Here is a 22,834-nt window from a genome sequence, read left to right on the forward strand (position 1 = left end):
ATGGTAGTGATTATTTAGGTTTAGGTGAAAAAATGAAATACTTGACAAAAAAAATTAGATCTAATTTTGATATTGACCAAGGATTTACTTTAATAGAAGTCATAGTAGCAGCAGCAATTATGTCAGTTGTTGTTGCTCTAGCGGGAACTGCTTTTGTAGGAATACTGCAACAAAACCGTAAAGCAGAATTTGAAAGCCAGAGGCGTACTAACTTAAATCGTGCCTTAGATTATATTGCTAATGAAGTTAGAATGGCAAGAACAATACACGTTGCTACTCCATCTCCAACTCCCACTACAATTCCATCAACAACTATACCTTCAGGTACAGGGGTTTTGCGGTTAACAATTCCTTACACTATAGGTAATATTACTCGAACATATACAGTTGTATATTATACATCCACTAGTTCTAACGGTTGGAAAAATCCTAGTTCAATTAACCGCTATTCAAACGTTCCTATTCCTGTTCCTGTTACTCCTACTCCTACTCCTGCTACTGTAACTTCAGTGCCTTCTCCTAGTCCTAATGACAGTTATTTTTTAGTTGATGGTATTAAAGCTCCATCTACCCTCCCTACTTGTTCAAGTGGTGGTACACGCTCAGGAGGTAATGGTTTTTATGCTTGTATATATCCAGATCCTACTATCTCTCCGGCTGCAAAAAAAGTTGACCTTTACTTGTATGGCACATTATCAAATGCTTCAACTGATACAAGAACTTATGAAGTCAAAAGTACAGTATTTACCAGAACCAATTAATAAAGTCATTAAATGTAAGCATTCAGCCGTCAGCTATCAGCAAAAGAAAGAACAGATAAGTATTCTGATTTTTGTTTCCTGATTAAAGTCTCCCCGATTCAAAACCCCTAAAATCAGTTTAAAACTCGGTTTCATCTGACTGCTGACCACTCTGCCTCTTTCAGAGGAACTACGTTAACGCGTAGCGTTCTGTATTACTCCTACGTCGTCACACAAGCTATAGGAATTAGCTAAATGCTTACGATTAAATACTTAATTTAAGTAAATATTCAAAAATAAAAAATACGTATAAATACGCTATATAAAGCATTTCAAATATATAAAAATAACTACTATCTCTAAACCCCTGTAAAGACATTCATATCAGAGTCTCTACAGAGGTCAATAAGAACATTATCCATACCTGCCAATTACTTGACAGGGTAGCATCTATGTCCAAAAAATATCAGCCTATTAAGGCTAAAACCAGGATTTTCCAAAAGATAATCCTCAAATTTCTGTATGCAGTACAAAAAATAATAACTCGACTATTAAGAGCTATTTTTAGCCGTCAAAAAAAGCGAATATCCATCAATACTGGGTTCGTATTGCCAACAGTAGCAATGGTTTCTATGGTAGTTGTATTATTAACCCTGGCTATTATGTTTCGCTCATTTGAACGGGCTAAACACGCAAATAACGTCCGTGTTAATCAGATAGTAATTAATGCAGCTACACCAGCAATTGACCGAGCTAGAGCAAAAATTAACAAACTATTTCAAGATAAAAGATTACCAAAGAATTCCCCATTAGATCAGGAATTATATACTAACTTAGTAAATAACATCAATGAATATACCTTTGGTGATGAATCCTTATTAAAAATAAAGTTTGACATTAATGGTAATGGTAGCATCGAAGAACCAAACAACAATACACCAATAGAAGAATATGAAACCCTAGAAACTGCTTGGAGATTTCCACTAGACACAGATAACAATGGTAAATTTGATAGTTATAACTTATATGGTATTTACTTTAGAAATCCTCCGGTAAATAATAATAGATACATTCGTGCTAGAACTCCCTTAGAAGCTAGAACTCCACCCATGAATTCTGGTCAACTGAGTGAAGCTTGTAAAAGTATATTCAATATAAATGCCAGTCTCGTAGATATTAATGGTTGGTTTCAAGTTGGCGGTAAATTGAAAAAGTCCTTTTTTGTCTACACTGCTATAGTTCCTATCACTACAACGAATACTATTCCTACTGATATTCAAACTAAGTATGAAATATACAGAGGTTCTAAAGGTTTTTCGGCGTTAGAATATCAACAAGACCGTGTACAAATACCACCTACTAATCATGTCATCATTTATGAAGACGACTTAGAAATTACTCCAGACAGCGACTTCAAAATCAATGGACGAATTTTTACTAACAGTAACTTACTCACTGGATCAGAAAGTTCTACAGTTCGTTTTTATCAAGTTAGCAGTCCCAACTCCTGCTTTTATGAAGATGAAAATGCCAAAATTATAGTTGGTGGTAATTTAGGTGCAGGAAGATTTATAGATGATGATGATTTAGCCACAGCAACTACAGTAGATTTATACAAAGACAAAAGAACCAATCCAGAAGGTGTGACTGGTTATAACCCTCAAGTCAAAACTAACAAATCAGTTACAGATGCACCCAGTGAATTAGCTTACAATAACCTAGCTTATATTAAACGTATAAATAAATTAGTTAATACTCAATTTGCTAATGCGATTAGTACAGATCCTCAAGAAGTAAAAGACGGAATTATTAAACAACAAAGACAGCTTGATACAGCATACAGCACAGATAGATATGATGGGATTCGCCGTAAACAATTAGAACTTTATTTTAAAAAACGTACCCGTCGCGTACCTTTTAAAGAAGTTGCCTTTGGAAATGAACAAACAGATGTAAATGGGGTAACAAATCCCTTCCAAACTGGTAGTAGCGGTGATAATCTCCGCCCCATAGATGCGTGGGTTTATCCTTTTGACCCCAGTGATGGGAAAACAGAAACAGGTTATAGTCAACTGACACTTAATATTAGTGGCAATTTATTAAAACCCAGTGCTACAGAACCAATTAAGAAACTACAAAAAGAATTAGTTGGTGTAGAGCAATTTTTAGGAGACAGGACTTTAGTTGGTAACAACTTACCAGAACTGTGGTGGGATAGCAATAAAAATCGGTTTGTCGGTGCAAATTTGGATGATACCCAAAATATTACAGGCATTAATTGGGATTTGGGAACTGGAACAAGAACCCGTCGTTCCACCATCCAAACACTAGCAGATTTAGCAGCCACAGATAGAGATGGAGACTGGGAATATGCAGCAGCACAAATACCAGAAAATCCACAAACACCCATTGGTGGCTTAAGAGTAGTCACAGGTGCAGGTATTTATTTACCCAGAAATGCAGATGGTGCAACTACAGACTTTACTGATGCATCTGTACAAATTTGGTCGGATATGTTGCCAATACCACAAGCCCCAGCACCAGCACCAACTATACAATCATATTCAATTTATGACCCATCACTACAATTTCATTTACCTAAGCTGCTTGAAAGTGACATAACTACCCCTTATTTAAAAATGAGGGCTACAGTTGTTTATCACTACAAATCAGCTAATTATAATCAAAACAATCCTGCACCTATAGCTTGTATCAGTAGCTTTTACATACCTACAAATAGCACCACAGCCAAAAATATTAATACATTACCAAATGCTGTAGGCATAGAAAAAGATACTAACGGCATATCTAACAACGGTATAGTTTATCCACCACCAACCAAAACCATCAGCAATTACACAAACTTACTGAATTATCAAAAAGATTTACAGTATCCCAATGGACGCTGGGTAAATGAACCACTCAGAAATGCATTAGGAAAAACACAACTCACACTCTCAGAAAAATCAGCCATTGATGCAGCTTTATGCGCTCTACAAATTATGGATGGTAGCATTGCACCAGTTACGACCAGTCCAGCTATTCCTCATGGTGCAATTAGAGAAATTGCATTTTTGGATTCTCGACAAATTAAAGCCAATCAAACAAATACTTTAGATTCTGATTTATCCTACAATTTACCACTCCAAGACAGACAACCCTTAGAAATTCGCGCCACCGTATTAGACTTAAATCAATTACGGACAACTACAATTGGTGGAACAACACCAACACAAGAATATTTACTACCAAATAGCGGCATTATCTACGCTACTCGTGATGATGCCCTACCTGATGCTAGTGCAGGTATTACAGAAGCAGCCAAACTAGAAAGTCCGGTAGATTTTAAACTAGATTCTACCCGTCGTCCTAACGGGATTATGGTCATGAGTAGCAACAGTCCCACAAAAATATTTCGTGGTACAAGCAATACCTTCAGAGAAAGAGAAAAAGGTTTAATTCTTGCTACCAATTTACCTGTTTATATTAAAGGCGACTTTAATCCACACACCCAAGAAGAATTTTCAACATCATTATCATCTAATTGGGATAACTTCTACACTCGCAGCAACATAAATACCAATTTTGCTTGTCGTCCTGGTGATCCAAAATTTTCAAATTGTACAACAGGTGATGAATGGCGACCTGCGGTAATTTTAGCAGATTCCGTTACCTTACTTTCTAACAACTTTCGATTTGGTTTCCGCAGCGAAGGAGATTATGACTGGAATAATAATTCAGGTGATGCCACCTCACTCAACAGCCGTCCCACCTACTTCAAATATAATACCTACGCCCCAACAGTAACAACAAATTATGACAGTAATGGTATCCCCAATATAGACCTTGACTCCAATGTGGATGGATTTCAGGGAAGTTCTTATTTTCACAACTTTGTGACACCAATTGTCAAACAAATACGAGCCAGAGAATATGTATTTGAAGTTTGTTATGTAACTGATATTAATGTGTGTAATAGTGACCCCAAAAAATGGGTAATTACTAATGTTCCTTATAACGCATACAACGGACAAGGACAGAATAATTGGCGCAATGGAGGTGGTAATATTGAAGGGCTACCAATGAGTGCGATCAAAACCGGTTCATTGGGTTCTGCTAACCCTCCATCAAATAATTGGGATGACCCAAATTTACCCAAAAGAATAGCTTTTAAACGAGATATTACAACTGGTGAATTAACAACTCCTACTTCCGTTTACGGTGTAGATGATGACAATAAAATACAGGCATTTCCAATATCAGGAATAACATTACCTAGATTAGCAAAAGATAAACAGAACAACCCCTTTTTTATCCCTTGGTTAATACCTGACAACAACGGAATTTGGCAACCTGTTCTGCAAATTAACCAACCCTTTGCCACACCTACAGACCCCAATAACACAGTTAATATTAGTCCTGAAAACCACAATAATTGGTTACAAATAGCTACACAAACTACATTTAACTTGGTCATCGCTGCGGGTGATAATCCCAGTCGTCCCACGGAAGATAACGGGGGTTTAGAAAACTTTGTTCGCTTTATGGAAAACTGGAGTCCTAGCCGTAGTCCTGTTGCCGTTAAAATTAGTGGTGCGTTTATGCAAATGAAAAAAAGTGCATATTCAACCGCGAGTTATGCCACATCTATAATCAATCAAACCAGTGATTTTAAATATAAAATTAGCCTCAATTCTGGTATGTCTTCCGGCTATATTCCTCCAGCGAAACAATGGAATTATGATGTCGGACTTTTATCTCAATCATCTGACCTATTTTCCCAAAAATTACTAAAAATACCTGCTGAACTACCAGATGAGTATTTTCGAGAAGTTGGACGAGATGATAAATGGATAGAACGTTTATTATGTGCAGAAATAACAACAAATAATTATGCTATTGATAAAAATCAACGTCCGGCTATTTGTCAATCATAAGTAAATGATGAAATCAAAAAAACAGCAAAAAATTATATTTCTAGATAATGGTGGTTTTTCAATTCTTGAATCACTGGTAGGAATGCTTGTCGCTTGTCTTTTATTAGCTGCCATAGCACCGATATTAGTTATGTCAACAGCCATCAGAGTTCAAGCTAGACGAGTGGAAATTGCATCGCAAGCAGCTAGAACATTTATTGATGGTGTGAGAGTCGGTTCAATTACAGCACCAGAAATAATATCTCAACTCTCTGTTGCTACTATTGCTTCACCTAGAAATATTTCTAGCAGTCCTGATGATTATTTTATCAATGCTACAGAAATGCCAGCACCTTCATCAGCAACTGGTATGTATTGCTATTTAGAAAATGGTATTATTAGTGCTACAAGTTGTGTCAATAATCGGTTTTACATTCAAGCGGGTCGAATTGTTCAAACCAACGAAATAAATGATGGTTATCGTTTAGCAATCAGAGTTTATAGAGCAGATATAGATTTTACTAAACCCGTAAAAATCAATACAGATTCAACTATTAAACAAACTACATCAACTATCAATGGAAGATTGGGTGATAAACAAGCACCATTAATAGAAATCACCACTGATATAGCTAATAGTAGCACTACATTTCAGGCTTTATGTCAGAGGTTAGGTACTCCATTAGTTACACCAGAACCAACAGCGACACCCACACCAGTAGTTTGTCAATAAACATGATTTTTAATGACTCATACTAATTTTATGTGAGGCTCCACAGAATAATGAAATTAATTGATTTATCCGTCTTAATCTGCGTTTATCTGCGTTTATGGCGAGCATCCCAATTTAGAAAAAACATTGAAAATCGTCATTCTGAACAAAATAGCCCTGGGTTTACTCTCATTGAAATTTTAGTTGGTTTGGGAATGGCAGCTATTATCATCTCCTCTTTGTTAGGATTTATGATCAGTGTGATGAATACAGAAAAAAATGAGCAAGCCAAGGCAATATCTGAACAAGAAATTCAAGCAGCTTTAGATTATATTTCCCGTGATTTACAGGAAGCAGTCTATATTTATGATGCTGCTGGAATAGATGCTATTAGAACTCAATTGCCTAGTTCATCTGCTAGAGATAGAGTCCCTGTGATGGTTTTTTGGAAGCGAGAATTAGTGGCAGATGCGGTCAGAGATGATACTTTTGTGTACTCTTTAGTTGCATATTATTTAATTAAGGATAGTAGTTCTACTTGGTCTAAAGCTGCTCGTATTGGCAGGTGGCAAATTAAAGATGGTGTAACCACTAGTAGTAATGATTCTACTGGTGTAGATTGTACTGGATATCCTGGCAGCAAGTATGTCAGAAATTATTGTCCAAGTCCAGGTTTTAGTCTTTTTGATATAACTCAACACGGTACTTTAGAACAAAAGATGAATAGATGGATAAAAAATACAGTAGCTTATACAAATGATATTGTAGTATTGATAGATTATATTGATCAAACTATTACGAATATACCGCCAGCTACTTGTCCTGAAAATGTGCAAAATCCTGATGATTCTACTCAAAATTTAATTACTTGGTCAAAAGTACCACCACCCAGCTTTAATAATATTAATACTGGTAAAATGACAGGATTTTATGTTTGTGTTGATAGAGTAAATACGATAGCACAGGTATTTATTCGAGGTAATGCACTGGCTCGGATCAATAATAATGCAGGTATCAATTATAGTTCTGAACGCAAATCTTATTTTCCTACTGGAAGTATTAAAGTACAAGGTCGCGGTTATTTGTATAAGTAAATCGTTACAGCAGGAGTCAGGAGTCAAAAGTAAAACTCTCTTGCTGTCTAGGTTTCAATTTAGATTCTGTACCTGATTGATCTGCAATCTGCTGTAATTCGTAATTAGTAAAATTAAAATTCTCATATTATTGATCATGAAAAAAACAAAGAGCCAATTATCTTTTGATAAATCTAGTAGCGGATTCACTTTATTGGAAAATTTAGTTATTCTTTTAATGATAGGGATATTAGCAGCAATTCTAATTCCTAGTTGGTTGACTTTTATTAATAATCGTCGTCTTAATGCTGCTCAAAGTGAGGTTTATCAAGCTATGCGTCAAGTACAAAGCCAGGCTAAAAAGGAGAAATTGGCTTGGCAAATTAGTTTTCGGGAACAAAATGGTATAGTCCAATGGGCTGTTCATCCAGCTACAGTTATTGTCACTAATGCTGTATGGAATAATTTAGATTCTACTGTCCGTTTAGATGAAGAGACAACTTTACAGGAGTCTGATGGAGTTAGAAGTATCCAGTTTGATTATTTGGGTAGTGTTAGACAACCACCGTTAGGGAGGATTACCCTATCCAGTAAATCTGGTGGTAAAGCAAAACGTTGTGTGTTTGTTTCCACAATTTTAGGGGCAATGCGAACTGCAAAAGAGCGTCCAACAGCAGATAATGGTAGGTATTGTTATTAAGATTGGGTGTGTTGAAATTGCAGAAAATTCGGAAACAGCATTTAATTATTTTTACCCGCTATCCAGCAGCAGGGAAAACAAAGACTAGATTGATACCTGCGTTGGGTGATATTGGTGCTGCTAATCTGCAAAAACAGATGACAGAGCATACTATTTTGCAGGTAAATAAATTACAAAAGACATCTGCTATAACCGTAGAAGTTCGGTTTGCTGGTGGGAATGGGGAACTAATGCAAAATTGGTTGGGTCTGGATTTTGTGTATAAAACTCAAGGGGAAGGGGATTTGGGTGAACGGATGATGCGATCGCTTGCTGATGCTTTTGACAATAGTGCAGAAGATGTCATTATAATTGGCACAGACTGTCCTGGCTTGAATTCGCAAATCTTAACCACAGCTTTCGAGCAAATACAGAGTTTTGACTTGGTTCTAGGACCCGCCCTTGATGGTGGTTATTACTTGATCGGTTTACGAAAACTAATACCAGAGTTGTTCTATCAAATCCAGTGGGGAACGGCTCAAGTATTTTCACAAACTGTAGAAATTGCTCAGAAAATTAATTTATCATCGGTGTACTTAACTACTTTAGCTGACGTTGACCGCCCTGAAGATTTACCAGTTTGGCAACAAACATGGAAGGGTGTAGGGTAAGTAAAAGAAAAAACTGAATTTTTACAGATAACTACTGATATCATAGTTCAGTATTTTACGAAAATAACATACACTACAGTTATTTATATGGTATATTTTAAAACCAAGAGACTGTCAAAATGATTCTAGGTTGGCTATTAATGAAGTTTGATGCTCAGACACAAACAAATAAAGTTAAAAGCAGACAATATTGCATACGGTACTCTTGCCAGTATGGGGAAAAACTGAAAAATTCAATGGTAAAGGCAAATTTTTGCCCCTTCTCCTTTGTCTATTACCCTTTTCCCAACTTCTCTCAATCGAATGAGTTTTATGCTCCAAGAGTTGTAACTTTATAAATGGCAATCTGTTTTATTCACAACTAATTTACAAAAATATGGTTAACCGTGTTGCTTCCTCAAATACTGCCCTTGTACTGAAGGTCATTGGTATAGTCTGCATTTTATCTTTTTTCGTGGATTTTGGGGTTTTGTTACTGGATTTCAGCCCTACTAATAAACAATTACAAATTGGTTTGGTGACAGCCATAGTTGATCGAGGAATAGTCCCGCTATTGGGAATAGGTGCAATATTTGCTAGCTCTTGGATGAATAGTGCTGAAGATCGCCCCCAAGGTTTAGATTTAAGATTACCAGCCTTAATTCTTGCCAGCGTTTTTGGGTTGATGTTCCTGCTGATGTTTCCTCTACACCTGAATAATGTACGCCAAGCCAGCACCCAAAGAGTTAGTCAAATCTCTCAAGATGCCCAGCAAGCAGAAACCCAACTCAACAACCAACTATCTCAATTTATTGAACAGCTAAATAACGATCAGGCTAAAGCTCAGTTAGAACAGGTGCGAAACCAAGCTAAAGCTCAGTTTGCTGAACTGCTAAAAGATGAGCAGAAATATAAGCAAGCACTGGATAACCCCCGACTACCCGCAGAACAAAAGGAATTACTCAAGAAATTTAAAGCTAATCCCCAAGAACTTGACAAATTTATTGACCAACAAACAGATCCTAAAGAAGTAGCTAATCAAAGAATTAGCCAAATTCGTCAGCGTAAAGAAGAAGCTGAAAAACAAGCTAAAGATGGTGCTTGGAAGTCTGGATTGCGGATTGGTATCAGCAGCTTACTATTATCCATTGGTTATATCATCATTGGTTGGACAGGATTAAAAGGTATGGGTGCTTTACAAGCTGGTGGAAAACGAAAAGCACCAGCACGTTAATCTACCACACATCAGCGAGTATCGGCCGTCAATTAGATTTGACGGCTTATTATGAATCAGTTTTACAAAGCAATTCAAATTTAGTTAAATCGTTATAAAACCAGAAATGCTATCAATTTACATACTTACCCATAACGAAGAGGTAGATATTGCCGCTTGCATTGAATCAGCGATGCTATCCGATGACATCATGGTTGTAGACTCATGTAGTAGCGATCGCACTGTAGAAATTGCCAGTCGTTATCCAGTTCGCATCGTTGAACACGCTTTTGAAAGTCACGGGAAACAACGCACCTGGATGTTAGAGTCTGTCACTCCTAAATATGAATGGGTCTACATTCTCGAAGCCGACGAGCGAATGACACCAGAACTTTTTGCTGAATGTGTAGCCGCAACTCAAAATCCAGACTATATCGGTTACTACGTTGCTGAACGGGTAATTTTCATGAATCATTGGATTCGTTACAGCACCCAATATCCCCGCTACCAAATGCGTCTTTTCCGTCATGGTAAAGTTTGGTTCACAGATTATGGTCATACGGAACGGGAAGTTTGTGATGGAGCAACCAGCTTTATTAAAGAAACTTATCCCCATTACACTTGTAGTAAAGGTTTGAGCCGCTGGATTGAAAAACATAACCGTTATTCTACAGATGAAGCTAAAGAAACGGTGTATCAATTAGAAAAAGGTGCTGTGAACTGGCAAGATTTATTTCTTGGTAAATCAGAAGTGGAAAGACGACGCGCTCTCAAGGATGTATCTTTGCGGATACCAGCCAGACCATTGACACGCTTTATTTATATGTATTTTTTCTTAGGTGGTTGCTTGGATGGACAAGCTGGTTTAGCTTGGTGTACTTTGCAAGCATTCTACGAATACCTGATCTTGCTCAAAGTTTGGGAAATGAAATATAGCAGCAGTCAGCAGTCAGCAGAAAAATCTCCTTGATGTCAGCCTTATCCAACACATAACCACCACTAAACACAGAAAATTAATCTTCTTAACAAAACTTATTTAAAAAATTCACTTCTGAGAATATATCACTTGTTCATCAATCCAGAGATATTCTTAGGCTATATACTGCTGTTTATATAATTATGAGCATCTGGTGAGATTGCACGTTAGGATTAGTAATACCCAAGAAACTTGCAACAATCATTTACAAGTATTACAAAGAAAAGTAACACTGGTTAAATACCCAAAACTAACGCTTTTCTTTGGTAGGTATTGAATTTTGTACGCAAAGCAGTCTCAACAGCTATTAACTTGATAATTGCGGACGGTTTAGCGTGCTAAATCAAAATGTAGCCCGCCCAGAAAGAAGTATGAGACAAATTTCCCGGTTTTTGGGGACTATGGAAACCAATCACAAAAATTTTAGTAGCCTAAAAAAAGGAGAATAGGGGCTTGGTAATTGAACGCCTAAAACAGGACTTAAAAAATGACCTGATTGCTGGTTTGTTGGTGGTGATTCCCCTAGCAACTACCATCTGGCTGACTATTACTATTGCCAGTTGGGTAGTTAACTTTCTCACCCAAATTCCCAAACAGCTAAATCCCTTTGATGGTCTACATCCTATATTAGTTAATGTACTTAACTTGGTAGTAGGATTGGCTGTACCACTACTAAGTATCCTGGTTATTGGCTTGATGGCTCGTAATATAGCTGGTAAGTGGTTACTAGATTTTGGTGAGCGTTTATTGCAAGCCATACCTTTAGCTGGCCAGGTGTACAAAACCCTCAAGCAATTATTGGAAACAATACTCAAAGATTCCAATGGCAAATTTCGCCGTGTGGTTTTATTAGAATATCCCAGACGAGGAATTTGGGCGATCGCCTTTGTCACTGGTGCAATTAACACTGAGATCCAAGCTAAAATGTCTCAAACAATGTTGAGCGTTTTTATCCCCACCACACCTAACCCCACCACCGGATGGTATGCAGTAGTACCAGAAGAAGAAGTAGTCAACCTCACAATATCAGTCGAAGAGGCCTTTAAAATCATTGTTTCTGGTGGTATTGTTGCCTCTAATGCACCCCTATCTCCCTTGGTTTTACCGAAACCAGTATCATCTCTAGAAGCTCAACAGCACATAATTTCGGTTGAAGAAACATAAATTACGGACAGGGGATTTGGGGGAGATGAGGGAGATGGGGAGGATGGGGAGCAGGGGAGCAGGGGAGCAGGGGAGGATGGGGAAGATGGGGAAGTAATTTCCCTAATCACCAATTACCAATCACCAATCACCAATTACCAATCACCAATCACCAATCACCAATCACCAATCCCCAATCCCCAATCCCTATTTTGATTTTGTAAATGTGTAAAAACTGATATATTAGTAGCTTTGTCTCTTTGTAATTAATTTAGTAATCTTACCCCCCAAAATTATGCAACCTCGCAAACCCCAACAAATAGCCCGTGAATTGGCGTTGTTAAGCCTCAGCCAACTACCTGTAAACCCCAAGAAATTGGAGAAATTACCAGATGAACAATTAGTAGCCAAGTTAGTTTTAGGCGCAGTACGCACTTTGACTACAGAAGTTCAAGATACCCTGAATAATGCCGCAGGTGAACTGCAACGCAGTAATGACCGCCTCCTAACTAGCCAAACTAGGGCTTCAGACCTAAATACAGCTAGAACTATGCTTCAAGAAGCGATCACCTATACTCAAACAGCCATCAATCAATTGGGTACAGCAGTTGATTTTCCAGAATTAATTCAGTTGGCTAATCAGGATAAGGAAGTTCGCAATTACGCCAAAGGAATTATCATCACCGTCAACGACAATCGCCATGTCATCGATCAAATTATTTCTGATGCTTTAGTAGATTGGCAAGTAACTCGTTTAGCCCAAATCGACAGAGATATTCTACAAATTGCAACAGCAGAAATGAAATTTATGGGAGTCCCAGCCAGTATTGCTATCAACGAAGCCGTAGAATTAGCCAAACGCTACAGCGGAGATGAAGGACATCGGTTTATTAATGGTGTCTTGCGCCGCGTCGCAGAGCAAAAACAAACCGCATAGGTATCATCCTCACTTCAACACTGTGAGGATAACCCGTAAGTTTTCCTCTCCAGCAAACGTGGCGGATTAAATTAAACTGATATAGCAGGGAAAAAGGTTGAAAGTCTTTTTGTATCTGGTTTTTATCATAACAGTCTCAGGACTTACTCAACTGGAACAGCGATCGCTAACTAATAACTGATAACTAAATAATCTTGCTGCAATGGTTTTTAATTGGTTTCGTCGTCAACATAATGAGTCTTCGGACACCCCTGAACAACAACCACAGGGGGAAACGCAGCCTATACAAGAAACACAACCAGAACCAGCCGTAGAAACTACAGAAGACACGGCTGACTTGTTGGCGTTTGCTAAAGCTGCTTACAAAAATATTCAGCAAAAACAACAAGCTCAGATTCAAGAAACTGACTCTGCTGAGGAAGATGCATCAATATCAGCAGCTATTTCTGAAGAAACAACTCCAGAAGAAGTAGCAACATCTGTCACCGCAGAAGTAACCCCAGTAGCTATTTCTGAAGAACCCACTCTAGAAGAAGCAGCAACATCTGTCACCGCAGAAGTAACCCCAGCAGCTATTTCTGAAGAACCCACTCTAGAAGAAGTAGCAACATCTGTCACCGCAGAAGTAACCCCAGTAGCTATTTCTGAAGAAACAGCAGAAGTTTCTAGCCCAGAAAATCCAGCTACCTTATCTTTTTTAGAACGGGCAGCAGCAGAAAGACAAGCCAAACAAGAAAGATTGATAGCCACAGCTATTGAAGTTGAAGAACCAGAAACAACACCAACCTTGGCATCAACTACAACTACACTAGATATAGAAGCAGAAATTCCCGAACTGGAATTTGATGATGGGTTTGTGTGGTCAGTAGAAGTTTTGGCAGCCCAAGGAAGACGGGCAGAAGATGTTTCCATAGAAGAAATTACTTGGCTCAAAAAGTTACGCCAAGGCTTAGATAAAACACGGCGAAATATCCTCAACCAACTGAAAGCAATAGTTGGTCAAGGGCCTCTAAATCAAGCTGCTGTATCGGAAATTGAAGCATTACTACTGCAAGCTGATGTGGGTGTAGAGGCGACAGATTTTATTATTGATGCTTTACAGAAAAAACTCCGGGATGAAGTCACACCTCCAGACGAAGCGATCGCCTACCTGAAAAAAATCCTCCGGGATATGCTAGATGCACCAAATAAAGCAGCCGAAAAATCTAGCTTTGCCCCAGAAAAAAACAACTTAACCATTTGGTTAATCACTGGAGTTAACGGTGCGGGGAAAACAACCACAATCGGCAAAATAGCTCATTTAGCTCAAAAATCTGGCTATCAATGCTTAATTGGCGCTGCTGACACCTTCCGCGCTGCCGCAGTCGAACAAGTCAAGGTTTGGGGTAGTAGAAGCGGCGTAGAAGTAATTGCCAATCCCGGACAGAACACAGATCCAGCCGCAGTGGTATTTGATGCGATCGCCGCAGCCCAATCACGAGGCACAGAACTACTATTAATAGATACCGCTGGAAGACTCCAAAACAAGAAAAACTTAATGGACGAATTGAGTAAAATTCGCCGTATTATCGACAAAAAAGCCCCAAATACTCACGTAGAATCTCTCTTAGTTTTAGATTCTACCTTGGGACAAAACGGACTCCGACAAGCTGAAGTATTTTCCCAAGCAGCCCAACTCAGCGGTGTAGTCTTAACCAAACTCGATGGTACAGCCAAAGGCGGCGTTGCCCTGGCCGTAGTCCAACAACTAGGTTTACCCATTCGCTTTATTGGTGCTGGAGAAGGAATTGAAGACCTGCGCCCATTCTCCAGTTATGAGTTTGTTGAAGCCCTATTAAATGGGTGAAGTACCAACACTTCTGCAAGCAGTAAGTGTTGGCTTCCTGTCTCATTTGCCACCGCTCTGTTAGGAACATTGCAAAAACAATGTGCGTTACCAAAAACGCTCTGAGTCTGATGTAGCATCTCTGGGGAAAACCCCTTTATCTGGTCAAAGCCAGAACCCAGGCAGCTGCCCTGCTTCCCAAGGCAGTTAATTGTAATCCGTGAATTTACGTGGAGTGTGCCTATGCGTCCCAGTGGCAAATTCCCTTCCCCCTTACTCACGCTAGTTACCTCCGCAAGCGTCGTACCGCTACTTCGTTTTGTTTACAGCCGTGTGGGTGGGTCAATGACCACCTATATATTACTATAGATGTATCCATAGTAGTGATACATCGTGAAGGAAAAATCTATCAGAATTAGGCTTTCCCAGAGAAGGTACGACAAGCTTAAATCTTATGCAGAATCTAGAGAAAAAACAGTTACCCAGTTGGTTGAGGATTGGATCGATAGGATGCCAAATGTAAAGATTGGCGACTCCTCCTTGACCCCACTCTCTGATCAACCTAACGGTTGATAATGGTCGGAGGTCAACTCGTCGCCTCCCGTTCCGGGTAGGCGAGAGGCTTCTTTTTGTTCAAGCTAATTTCAGTTATCAGTTATCAGTAGTTCCAGACGCACAGCACCAGAAATACAAAGTCCGACTTTGAAACCCCTGATTTTAACTATGGTTGGCTGATAGCGTAGCGTGGCGTAAGCCATAGAAAGTGAAAACCTAGATAAATCAATGACGATAGAAGGATAAAAGGTGAATAAAGTGCAAGGAATAAGCGATGAAATCATCAAAAACCCTTCACTTACCAAGATTCAAGACTGTTTTGATCTCCTTCCAATTCTTCCTCCTGACTCCTGACTCCTTCCAATTCTTCCTCCTGACTCCTGACTCCTGACTTCTGACTCCTAGCCCTAATTATGGGATTCCCCATACCCTACCCCTGATATCTAAAACTTAAAATAATTCTTTTTTTTAACAAAAAAAGCATAACTTCTGGTAGAATTTCACACTAAAGCCACTTTGCTCAAGCGCCTGGTAGTTGATCCAAAGCAGATCAGGATTACTTGATTAATGCACAAAACATCAACAAACAACCAGATTCCTGTAAGTAAGCTGGCTGAATACCCCTGATTTTTTGATCAGATTCTACTTGCAAAATTGCTCATAAACACTATTTTTCAGCTATTTAGACATTTGAATTGTCATGGTTTACCTAAAACTATCTGGATTTGGGGTTAAAGATTGGAAATTATTCCTGTTCTAGGTAGTATTTCCATACATTCTAGATATTTTTAGCCCAAAGCAAATTGCATTTTCAGCAATTTAAAATCTGCTAACCAATAAATTGAATATGGAAAATTTATATTGGTGCAAATCTTCTGGAAATGTATGTTATACCAGTTAAATGTTGGCAATATCTAAGTTGTATCTTTGTTTTGGCAGGTGATGATGATAAATCTTTTTTCTCCAACTCCAGCAGCAAAACAATAATAAACAACCCCATACAAAATTCATCAAGCCAAAATTCTTAAGACTTACGCTTTAAGTCTAAGAGATGACTTTGGAAGCAAAAAAATTTTATTTCTCAGGGTATATGAATTACTAATTCAGTCATGAAAAAATTATAAGCCGACTGAATAGTTGTGAAAATTACTGTTTTTCTGACCCCTTTTTAAGTAAAAAATAAATTGCTATAAAGTCCTATAAAGTTAAGAAACCCCAATCAGCAAATGCAATACTCAGAAAAATTCCATCCTAAGTCTTTCTACTCTTGCTAAAATGGCTAATTTTGTCCAAGATAATTGAGCAATACCAAAAACAAAGGATTGAAAAAAATCATAAATCTGCCATCTGCTAATATCAAGTGCAATAGTATATTTACCTGTGTCTCAAGTGCCTTCTCACCCCACTGAAAGTAATAGTAGTGCCGCGACAGATGTCACTCCAGTTGTGGCATTGAAAGAACTTGTGGCCAGGTTGAATCGCGAACAGAACAAAATTCAAGATTTGCTCAGTTCTTTAGGATTTGCCCTCAGAAGCTTTAATAATTTGAATCAGTTTTTGGAACTGATTCCACTCATGGCCACAAGAGTTACTGATGCTGATGGTAGCGCCTTATTTCTCTATAAACCCAATGGTCAAATTAGGTTAGAACAGCTACATTGGCAAGATAGCCAACAACGAAAAAATATTAGGAAAGCCCTAGAAACTGCCAGCAGTCAAATTACTCTTTTACCTAATTCTGCACCACTAACAGCAACCACCGGCATCTTAGATGATGAAATGCATCGCTATTTAGGTCCCGATGTCCAAATTTTCGGTACAGCGATTTTAGTTAAGCATACAGAACGAGGATGGCTTTATGTATTAAGCCGTGATCCAGAATATAGCTGGACAGAAACTAGACAAAAGTTAGTTAGGTTAGTTGCAGACCAAACAGCCGTAGCCATTGAAAACGATGAACTAGCGGTAGAACTGAGGAAAAAAGAACGCTTAGATCAAGAATTAGAAATTGGGGCAGAAATTCAACGCCGACTTTTACCACGTCAATGTCCTAGTATTCCTGGTGCAGTTTTAGCAGCACGTTGTAAACCTGCTAACCGTGTGGGTGGAGACTACTATGATTTTATTCCCACAAATAATAATCAGTTAAAATTAAATAATAATAGTAGTGCAGAAGATGCCCGTTGGGCTTTGGTAATTGGTGATGTGATGGGTAAAGGTGTTCCCGCTGGTTTAATTATGACAATGTTGCGAGGAATGCTAAGAGGTGAAGTGTTACATGGTAATTCGGCTGCGGGAATTTTGCAAAATTTGAATCGAGTTATGTATGCGGATTTGGAAAATTCCCACCGCTTTGTGACAATGTTTTATTCAGAATATAATCCCCGCACAAAAGTTTTAGCTTATAGCAATGCAGCACATAATCCGCCTTTGTGGTGGCACGCTGCGACTAAAACTGTGAGCAGATTGGATACTTTAGGTATGCTGATTGGTTTGGATGCTAACAGCCAATATGAAGATGGAGAAGTGCAGTTAGAACCAGGTGATACGGTTATTTATTATACGGATGGCTTGACTGATGCGGCTGCGGCTAGTGGCGATCGCTTTGATGAAGATAATTTTGTCACTTCATTTAATGCGGCTTGTCGTTATTGCAATGGACCCCAGGAAATTGTTGATTATTTATTTGATAAAGTTGAAGAATTTATTGGTCCTGATAAGCAAAATACTGATGATATGACATTGGTAATTTTGCAAATTTTGTAATGGATTATTCAGCGAACTCTACGTAAAATCCAGCAGAACTTTCATTAAATATTGTGTCAAAGTAAAAGCATCAACACCTAATTCGGTTCTTTCTGCCGCTGCCAAAATACCCGCTTGAGAATGCCACCAAGCCGCAGTTGCAACCACATCTTCAATAGGAGTTTGTTTAATTGCCGCTTGCGCTAATAATCCACCCATTAGCCCAGTTAAAACATCACCACTACCACCACGGGCTAAAGCTGGTGTACTTTCAGAATTGATCCAAACAACACCTTCAGGGTTAGATATAGCTGTTCTTGCCCCTTTTAACAAAACTACAGCCCCTGTTTGAGCCGCTGCTGTTTGTACTGCTTTGACTCTATTTGTGTAGGAAATATCAGGAAATAAACGATGAAATTCACCTGTATGGGGAGTCAGAACCGTTGTTGTTTGACGTTTTTTTAAAGTGGAAATAGTCCCCAATTGCGCCAATATATTTAAAGCATCGGCATCTAGAATTAAAGGAACATCACTTTCAATTACCTGTTGAACAATTGGCGTGCTATCTTGAGTTAAACCAGGACCACAAGCAATGACACTAAATGAGCTTAAATGTGTTTTTTCTGGTAATGGTAAATGAGAAATTGCCCCTGTTTCCGTTTCAGGACACCCGATAATTAAAGCTTCTGGTAAATGAGAAACTAACAGCGGTTTAATAGATTCAGGTACGGCAATAGATAACATTCCCACACCAGAAGCACGCGCACCCAAACCTGTTAAAATTGCACCCCCAGCATAACGTCTTGAACCACAAATTAATAGTAAATGTCCTGATTTATATTTATGTGTAATTGGGGAACGAGGTAAAGGTAAAGTCCCAATTGCTGTGGTTTGAGTAATGCGTTGAATTTTTGGTACTTCTCCTAAAACAGCATCAATGTCTGCTAAAGGAATATCAAAATCAATTAATTCAGCTTGTCCAATATATTCTAATGCTTGTTCTTGTAATAAACCCTGTTTCCATAAACCTAAACAAAAGGTCTGAGTAGCGCGAATAGCAACTCCTAAAACTTCCCCTGTATCTGTATGTAAACCGGAAGGTAAATCAATACTAAAAATCTGTTTATTCCAGGCATTAAAATAATTAATTGCAGCAGCAATATAATCTGTAATTTCTCTTTCTAAACCAAAACCAAATAAACCGTCAATTAAAAAATCACAATTTGGTACTTTATCAATTTCTTGAAAACAAGGAATTCCCAAACTTTGAGCATATTGAAAATGTTGATTAGTTAATTCCTTCAGTTTAGAGAAGGGTTGATAGATCCAAACTTGATAACCACGAAAGTGTAGTTCACGGGCTACAACTAAAGCATCACCACCGTTATGGCCTGGTCCGACTAAAATTCCCACACATCGCCCTTTTGGTATGATAACCTGTAAGCGATCGCTAATCAGTCCCGCTACTTTTTCCATCAAAGCTGCAACAGGCATTCCCGCTGCAAATATTCGCCCTTCAATGTCACGCATTTGGGCAGAAGTTACTACAAATTGTTCTTTAATCATTAGTAATTTGTTGCTTAACTGTTACCTGTCACCTGTCACCTGTCACCTGTCACCTGTCACCTGTCACCTATCTTCCGTAATAAACTCTCGCATTTCCGTAGCCTAATTTTTTAATATAATCATTCCATTGTTCGGCTTCTGGACGTTCGCTAAAAGGACCCACCGCTATATGCGCTCCTCGTGGCTGGGTTCTCATCCACACATTACTATTTTGACCAATACTCCGGCGGACTTGTTCACCCAAATTGCGTAAATTATTAGGACTACTGGGAATAATCACATAATAAGAAGTAGGATTTCTTTGGCTATAATTAATTCTGGTTATTGGATCATTATAGCTAGGGGAATAATAAGATACTTGCGAGGTATTGCTGGAATATATAGGATTATTCTCACCCCCTGTTCCATTATTAGAGAAACCGACAAAACGAGCGCCAGGAATACCATTTAATTCCAGTTCTTTCACCCTTTGTTGAGCATTAAATGGTTTACTAAAAACACCTGCTTGAATTATTGTTCTGCCACTGTACTGTCGAACATAAGCACTACTTTCAATTTGACGTATGCGTTGCAAAGTTTGAGGATTATCACCGTCAACATAAACAAAATAACGTTCAAAATCTTGGTTATATTGACTGAATTGTTTGGTTTGGGAAGGTTGATATTTTTGACGATTTTGACTAAATTCTATAGCTTGCGTTGGTTGTAATTGAGGCAATGCTTGTGCAGTAGTAAGAATTTGGTTTAAATCTGATCTATCTTGATACTGATTAAATTGTGCTTGTGCTGTGCCATTTTGGGGGATGATCGCCAAAGAACTGCCTATAAATAGCGAAACAGATAGGTAAGTAAATGGACTGATTATGAAAATCCGCATATTTATCACTCTCTTGAGCAACTATTTTCCATTACTCATCATTGTAAACAGTTAATGGATAATTACAGAGATGGCTGAAACCCCATAACTGAAAGTTGCTTGCTACCAAAGCTTTTCAGGAACTTGTGCTACAATTGGACAGTCTCGCGTTTTGTTTAGGGTGAAAAATAATCTCCCAGTAATAATCAGTAGCAAGCACTGTTAAAAGTGTGAATTATGAAAAAAGTTGTCGTTGGTCTTTCTGGTGGCGTTGACAGTTCTGTAGCTGCCGCTATGTTACACAATCAGGGCTATGATGTAATTGGTTTAACCCTTTGGCTGATGAAAGGCAAAGGGCAATGTTGCTCTGAAGGAATGATCGACGCGGCTAGTATTTGTGAACAATTAGGCATCCCTCACGAAATTGTTGATATTCGGGATGTCTTTCAAGCCAATATTGTGGATTATTTAGTATCGGGTTACAGTGTGGGAATTACGCCGTTACCTTGTTCGCAATGCAATAAAACGGTGAAATTTGGTCCAATGGTGGAATATGCGCGGGAAAAATTGGGAAGTAATGCGATCGCTACAGGTCATTATGCCCAAATTCGCTATGATGACACCACCGGACGTTATCAATTGTTACGCGCAGTTGACAGAAACAAAGACCAGTCTTACTTCCTGTATGATTTGTCTCAAGATTTATTAGGTTCTTCTATCTTTCCTTTAGGAGAATTGAATAAAGCCGATACCCGCAGAATTGCGGCTGAATACGGTTTAACAACCGCCGATAAACCAGAAAGTCAAGATTTGTGCTTAGTGGAAAGTAATGGTTCCATGCGGGCATTTTTAGATAAATATTTAGCACCCAAACCCGGTGATATTGTGGATACCACTGGAAAAGTTTTGGGACAACATGATGGTGTACATCATTATACGATTGGACAACGTAAAGGGATAGGAATTGCTGCGGCTGAACCCTTGTATGTGATTGAATTGGATGCGGTTAATAATAGAGTAATTGTAGGCGATCGCACCAAAGGAACTCAATCAGAATGTACAGTAAATCGGGTAAATTGGGTTTCCATCACTGAACCCGCAACCCCCATCCATGCAGAAGTGCAGATTCGTTATCGTTCCCAACCCGTACCCGTGACTGTAATTCCGTTAGAAAATGGCCGTGTTCGCTTAGTGTTTGATGAACCTCAGTTCAGCATTACCCCTGGACAAGCAGCGGTTTGGTATGAAGGGGATAAAGTATTGGGTGGGGGAATAATTGAACAGTAACGAACAGAATATGAACTAGACAGGGTTAGTTGCAGCCAACTTTCTACCGTAAGCAATAGCAATAAACCCTGTCACATACATAAATAAACTGTAAACAGCAGCTGGTACGGCCATATCAGGATTATTGAGTATTCCAGCAGTAATTGCGATCGCTAGTGTACCGTTTTGTAGTCCCACCTCAATGGCAATGCATATTTGTTGAGGAGGATCGAGGTTCATTAGCTTGCTAATATAAAACCCTACAAACATGGAAATAATATTCAACAATACAACACCAAATCCAACTTGGAGAATAAAATCAGGCAGACGCGCCCACTCACGAATAATTAACAGGAGAATAATTACAGCCAGTAATATTCCCGCCAGACGATTAGTTACCTTTTCCAAAGAAAGGGCAAATTTTGGAAACATCTGCCGCATTCCCATTCCCAACACAATAGGAAACAGCGTCATCAGCAAAATTTGCAGTATAGTTTCCCCAACAGGCAGAGCGATCGCCGCAGTTTTTCCAATAAAATGCTGATATGCCAAGTTTCCCAAAACGGGAATTGTAAAAACTGTAATCACACTGCTAAAAGCCGTCAGAGTCACTGAAAGTGCAACATCACCTTTAGCGAGGAATGTAATAATATTCGACGATACTCCACCTGGACACAGTGCCAGTATCATTAAACCCATTGCTATTGTCGGCTGCATGGGTACAACTTTAGTAATAATAAAACCGATAATAGGTAAAAAAACTAATTGACTGATCAAGCCAATGGAGACAGCTTTGGGATACTTCTTTACCCGTTGAAAATCTTCTGGTACAAGAGATAATCCCATCCCTAGCATAATGACAGCCAAGGACATAGGCAAAACAACCGCAGTCAAAAAGCTTGCTTGCATATTTACTATATTTGTATTAATTACACAATCAGCTAAAAACTAGATTTTATCAGGACTTACGCCAAATATCTCT

Annotated in this window: 15 protein-coding genes and 1 pseudogene; 13 read left to right on the top strand and 3 right to left on the bottom strand. The window is 38.6% G+C overall.

Annotated elements, in window-relative coordinates:
• Positions 1–32 precede the first annotated feature (32 nt).
• The 12 genes and pseudogenes from ACLLO5_RS11900 to ACLLO5_RS11955 all read left to right on the top strand — a co-directional run bounded on the left by ACLLO5_RS11900 (position 33) and on the right by ACLLO5_RS11955 (position 18,185).
• Positions 33–761: a type II secretion system protein J gene (locus tag ACLLO5_RS11900; RefSeq protein ID WP_413175654.1), complete on the top strand. Its 729-nt coding sequence runs from the start codon at positions 33–35 to the stop codon at positions 759–761.
• 431 nt (positions 762–1,192) lie between these two features.
• Positions 1,193–5,677 carry a hormogonium polysaccharide biosynthesis protein HpsA gene (gene hpsA / locus ACLLO5_RS11905; RefSeq protein ID WP_413175655.1) on the top strand — a complete coding sequence of 1,495 codons (4,485 nt, stop codon included), beginning with the start codon at positions 1,193–1,195 and terminating at the stop codon, positions 5,675–5,677.
• A gap of 4 nt (positions 5,678–5,681) precedes the next feature.
• A complete protein-coding gene (gene hpsB, locus ACLLO5_RS11910; RefSeq protein WP_413175656.1) occupies positions 5,682–6,389 on the top strand; it encodes a hormogonium polysaccharide secretion pseudopilin HpsB in 708 nt (235 codons plus the stop codon).
• Between the two features lie 50 nt (positions 6,390–6,439).
• Complete coding sequence (hpsC, locus tag ACLLO5_RS11915) at positions 6,440–7,462, top strand: hormogonium polysaccharide secretion pseudopilin HpsC (RefSeq protein ID WP_413175657.1); 1,023 nt, start codon at positions 6,440–6,442, stop codon at positions 7,460–7,462.
• A 136-nt stretch (positions 7,463–7,598) separates the two neighbouring features.
• Positions 7,599–8,141, top strand: a complete 543-nt coding sequence (locus ACLLO5_RS11920) for a Tfp pilus assembly protein FimT/FimU (protein ID WP_413175658.1) — start codon at positions 7,599–7,601, stop codon at positions 8,139–8,141.
• An 8-nt stretch (positions 8,142–8,149) separates the two neighbouring features.
• Positions 8,150–8,791 carry a TIGR04282 family arsenosugar biosynthesis glycosyltransferase gene (locus ACLLO5_RS11925; protein WP_413175659.1) on the top strand — a complete coding sequence of 214 codons (642 nt, stop codon included), beginning with the start codon at positions 8,150–8,152 and terminating at the stop codon, positions 8,789–8,791.
• Between the two features lie 376 nt (positions 8,792–9,167).
• A complete protein-coding gene (locus tag ACLLO5_RS11930) occupies positions 9,168–10,004 on the top strand; it encodes an HpsJ family protein (RefSeq protein WP_413175660.1) in 837 nt (278 codons plus the stop codon).
• Between the two features lie 106 nt (positions 10,005–10,110).
• On the top strand, positions 10,111–10,953 hold the full coding sequence (locus ACLLO5_RS11935; RefSeq protein WP_413175661.1) for a glycosyltransferase family 2 protein: 843 nt from the start codon (positions 10,111–10,113) through the stop codon (positions 10,951–10,953).
• Positions 10,954–11,360: 407 nt separating this feature from the next.
• Positions 11,361–12,123 (top strand): annotated as a pseudogene (locus tag ACLLO5_RS11940) (DUF502 domain-containing protein).
• A gap of 274 nt (positions 12,124–12,397) precedes the next feature.
• Positions 12,398–13,039 (top strand): transcription antitermination factor NusB, encoded by a 642-nt coding sequence (gene nusB / locus ACLLO5_RS11945; RefSeq protein ID WP_413175662.1) that lies wholly within the window; start codon positions 12,398–12,400, stop codon positions 13,037–13,039.
• A gap of 202 nt (positions 13,040–13,241) precedes the next feature.
• Positions 13,242–14,885, top strand: a complete 1,644-nt coding sequence (ftsY, locus tag ACLLO5_RS11950) for a signal recognition particle-docking protein FtsY (protein ID WP_413175663.1) — start codon at positions 13,242–13,244, stop codon at positions 14,883–14,885.
• 1,914 nt (positions 14,886–16,799) lie between these two features.
• Positions 16,800–18,185: a PP2C family protein-serine/threonine phosphatase gene (locus tag ACLLO5_RS11955; RefSeq protein ID WP_413175664.1), complete on the top strand. Its 1,386-nt coding sequence runs from the start codon at positions 16,800–16,802 to the stop codon at positions 18,183–18,185.
• An 18-nt stretch (positions 18,186–18,203) separates the two neighbouring features.
• Here ACLLO5_RS11955 and ACLLO5_RS11960 read toward each other — a convergent pair whose 3' ends face one another.
• Entirely contained in the window at positions 18,204–19,730 is a 1,527-nt protein-coding gene (locus ACLLO5_RS11960) for an NAD(P)H-hydrate dehydratase (protein ID WP_413175665.1), read from the bottom strand.
• A 67-nt stretch (positions 19,731–19,797) separates the two neighbouring features.
• Positions 19,798–20,607, bottom strand: a complete 810-nt coding sequence (locus tag ACLLO5_RS11965; RefSeq protein WP_413175666.1) for a hypothetical protein — start codon at positions 20,605–20,607, stop codon at positions 19,798–19,800.
• Positions 20,608–20,823: 216 nt separating this feature from the next.
• Between ACLLO5_RS11965 and mnmA the strand changes: the two genes are divergently transcribed.
• Positions 20,824–21,873, top strand: coding sequence for a tRNA 2-thiouridine(34) synthase MnmA (gene mnmA / locus ACLLO5_RS11970; protein ID WP_413175667.1), 1,050 nt, complete (start codon positions 20,824–20,826; stop codon positions 21,871–21,873).
• A 15-nt stretch (positions 21,874–21,888) separates the two neighbouring features.
• On the opposite strand, the gene ACLLO5_RS11975 is transcribed toward mnmA, so the two are convergent.
• Positions 21,889–22,761, bottom strand: coding sequence for a bile acid:sodium symporter family protein (locus tag ACLLO5_RS11975; protein WP_413175668.1), 873 nt, complete (start codon positions 22,759–22,761; stop codon positions 21,889–21,891).
• Between the last annotated feature and the right edge of the window lie 73 nt (positions 22,762–22,834).

The sequence above is a fragment of the Anabaena azotica SJ-1 genome (assembly GCF_047275885.1).
In the GTDB taxonomy this organism is placed as follows: domain Bacteria; phylum Cyanobacteriota; class Cyanobacteriia; order Cyanobacteriales; family Nostocaceae; genus Trichormus_B; species Trichormus_B azotica_A.

Coding starts and splice junctions, on each gene's coding strand:
- ACLLO5_RS11900 (WP_413175654.1), top strand. CDS start 33: ATGAAATACTTGACAAAAAAAATTAGATCTAATTTTGATATTGACCAA.
- hpsA (WP_413175655.1), top strand. CDS start 1,193: ATGTCCAAAAAATATCAGCCTATTAAGGCTAAAACCAGGATTTTCCAA.
- hpsB (WP_413175656.1), top strand. CDS start 5,682: ATGATGAAATCAAAAAAACAGCAAAAAATTATATTTCTAGATAATGGT.
- hpsC (WP_413175657.1), top strand. CDS start 6,440: ATGAAATTAATTGATTTATCCGTCTTAATCTGCGTTTATCTGCGTTTA.
- ACLLO5_RS11920 (WP_413175658.1), top strand. CDS start 7,599: ATGAAAAAAACAAAGAGCCAATTATCTTTTGATAAATCTAGTAGCGGA.
- ACLLO5_RS11930 (WP_413175660.1), top strand. CDS start 9,168: ATGGTTAACCGTGTTGCTTCCTCAAATACTGCCCTTGTACTGAAGGTC.
- ACLLO5_RS11935 (WP_413175661.1), top strand. CDS start 10,111: ATGCTATCAATTTACATACTTACCCATAACGAAGAGGTAGATATTGCC.
- nusB (WP_413175662.1), top strand. CDS start 12,398: ATGCAACCTCGCAAACCCCAACAAATAGCCCGTGAATTGGCGTTGTTA.
- ftsY (WP_413175663.1), top strand. CDS start 13,242: ATGGTTTTTAATTGGTTTCGTCGTCAACATAATGAGTCTTCGGACACC.
- ACLLO5_RS11960 (WP_413175665.1), bottom strand. CDS start 19,730: ATGATTAAAGAACAATTTGTAGTAACTTCTGCCCAAATGCGTGACATT.
- ACLLO5_RS11965 (WP_413175666.1), bottom strand. CDS start 20,607: ATGCGGATTTTCATAATCAGTCCATTTACTTACCTATCTGTTTCGCTA.
- mnmA (WP_413175667.1), top strand. CDS start 20,824: ATGAAAAAAGTTGTCGTTGGTCTTTCTGGTGGCGTTGACAGTTCTGTA.
- ACLLO5_RS11975 (WP_413175668.1), bottom strand. CDS start 22,761: ATGCAAGCAAGCTTTTTGACTGCGGTTGTTTTGCCTATGTCCTTGGCT.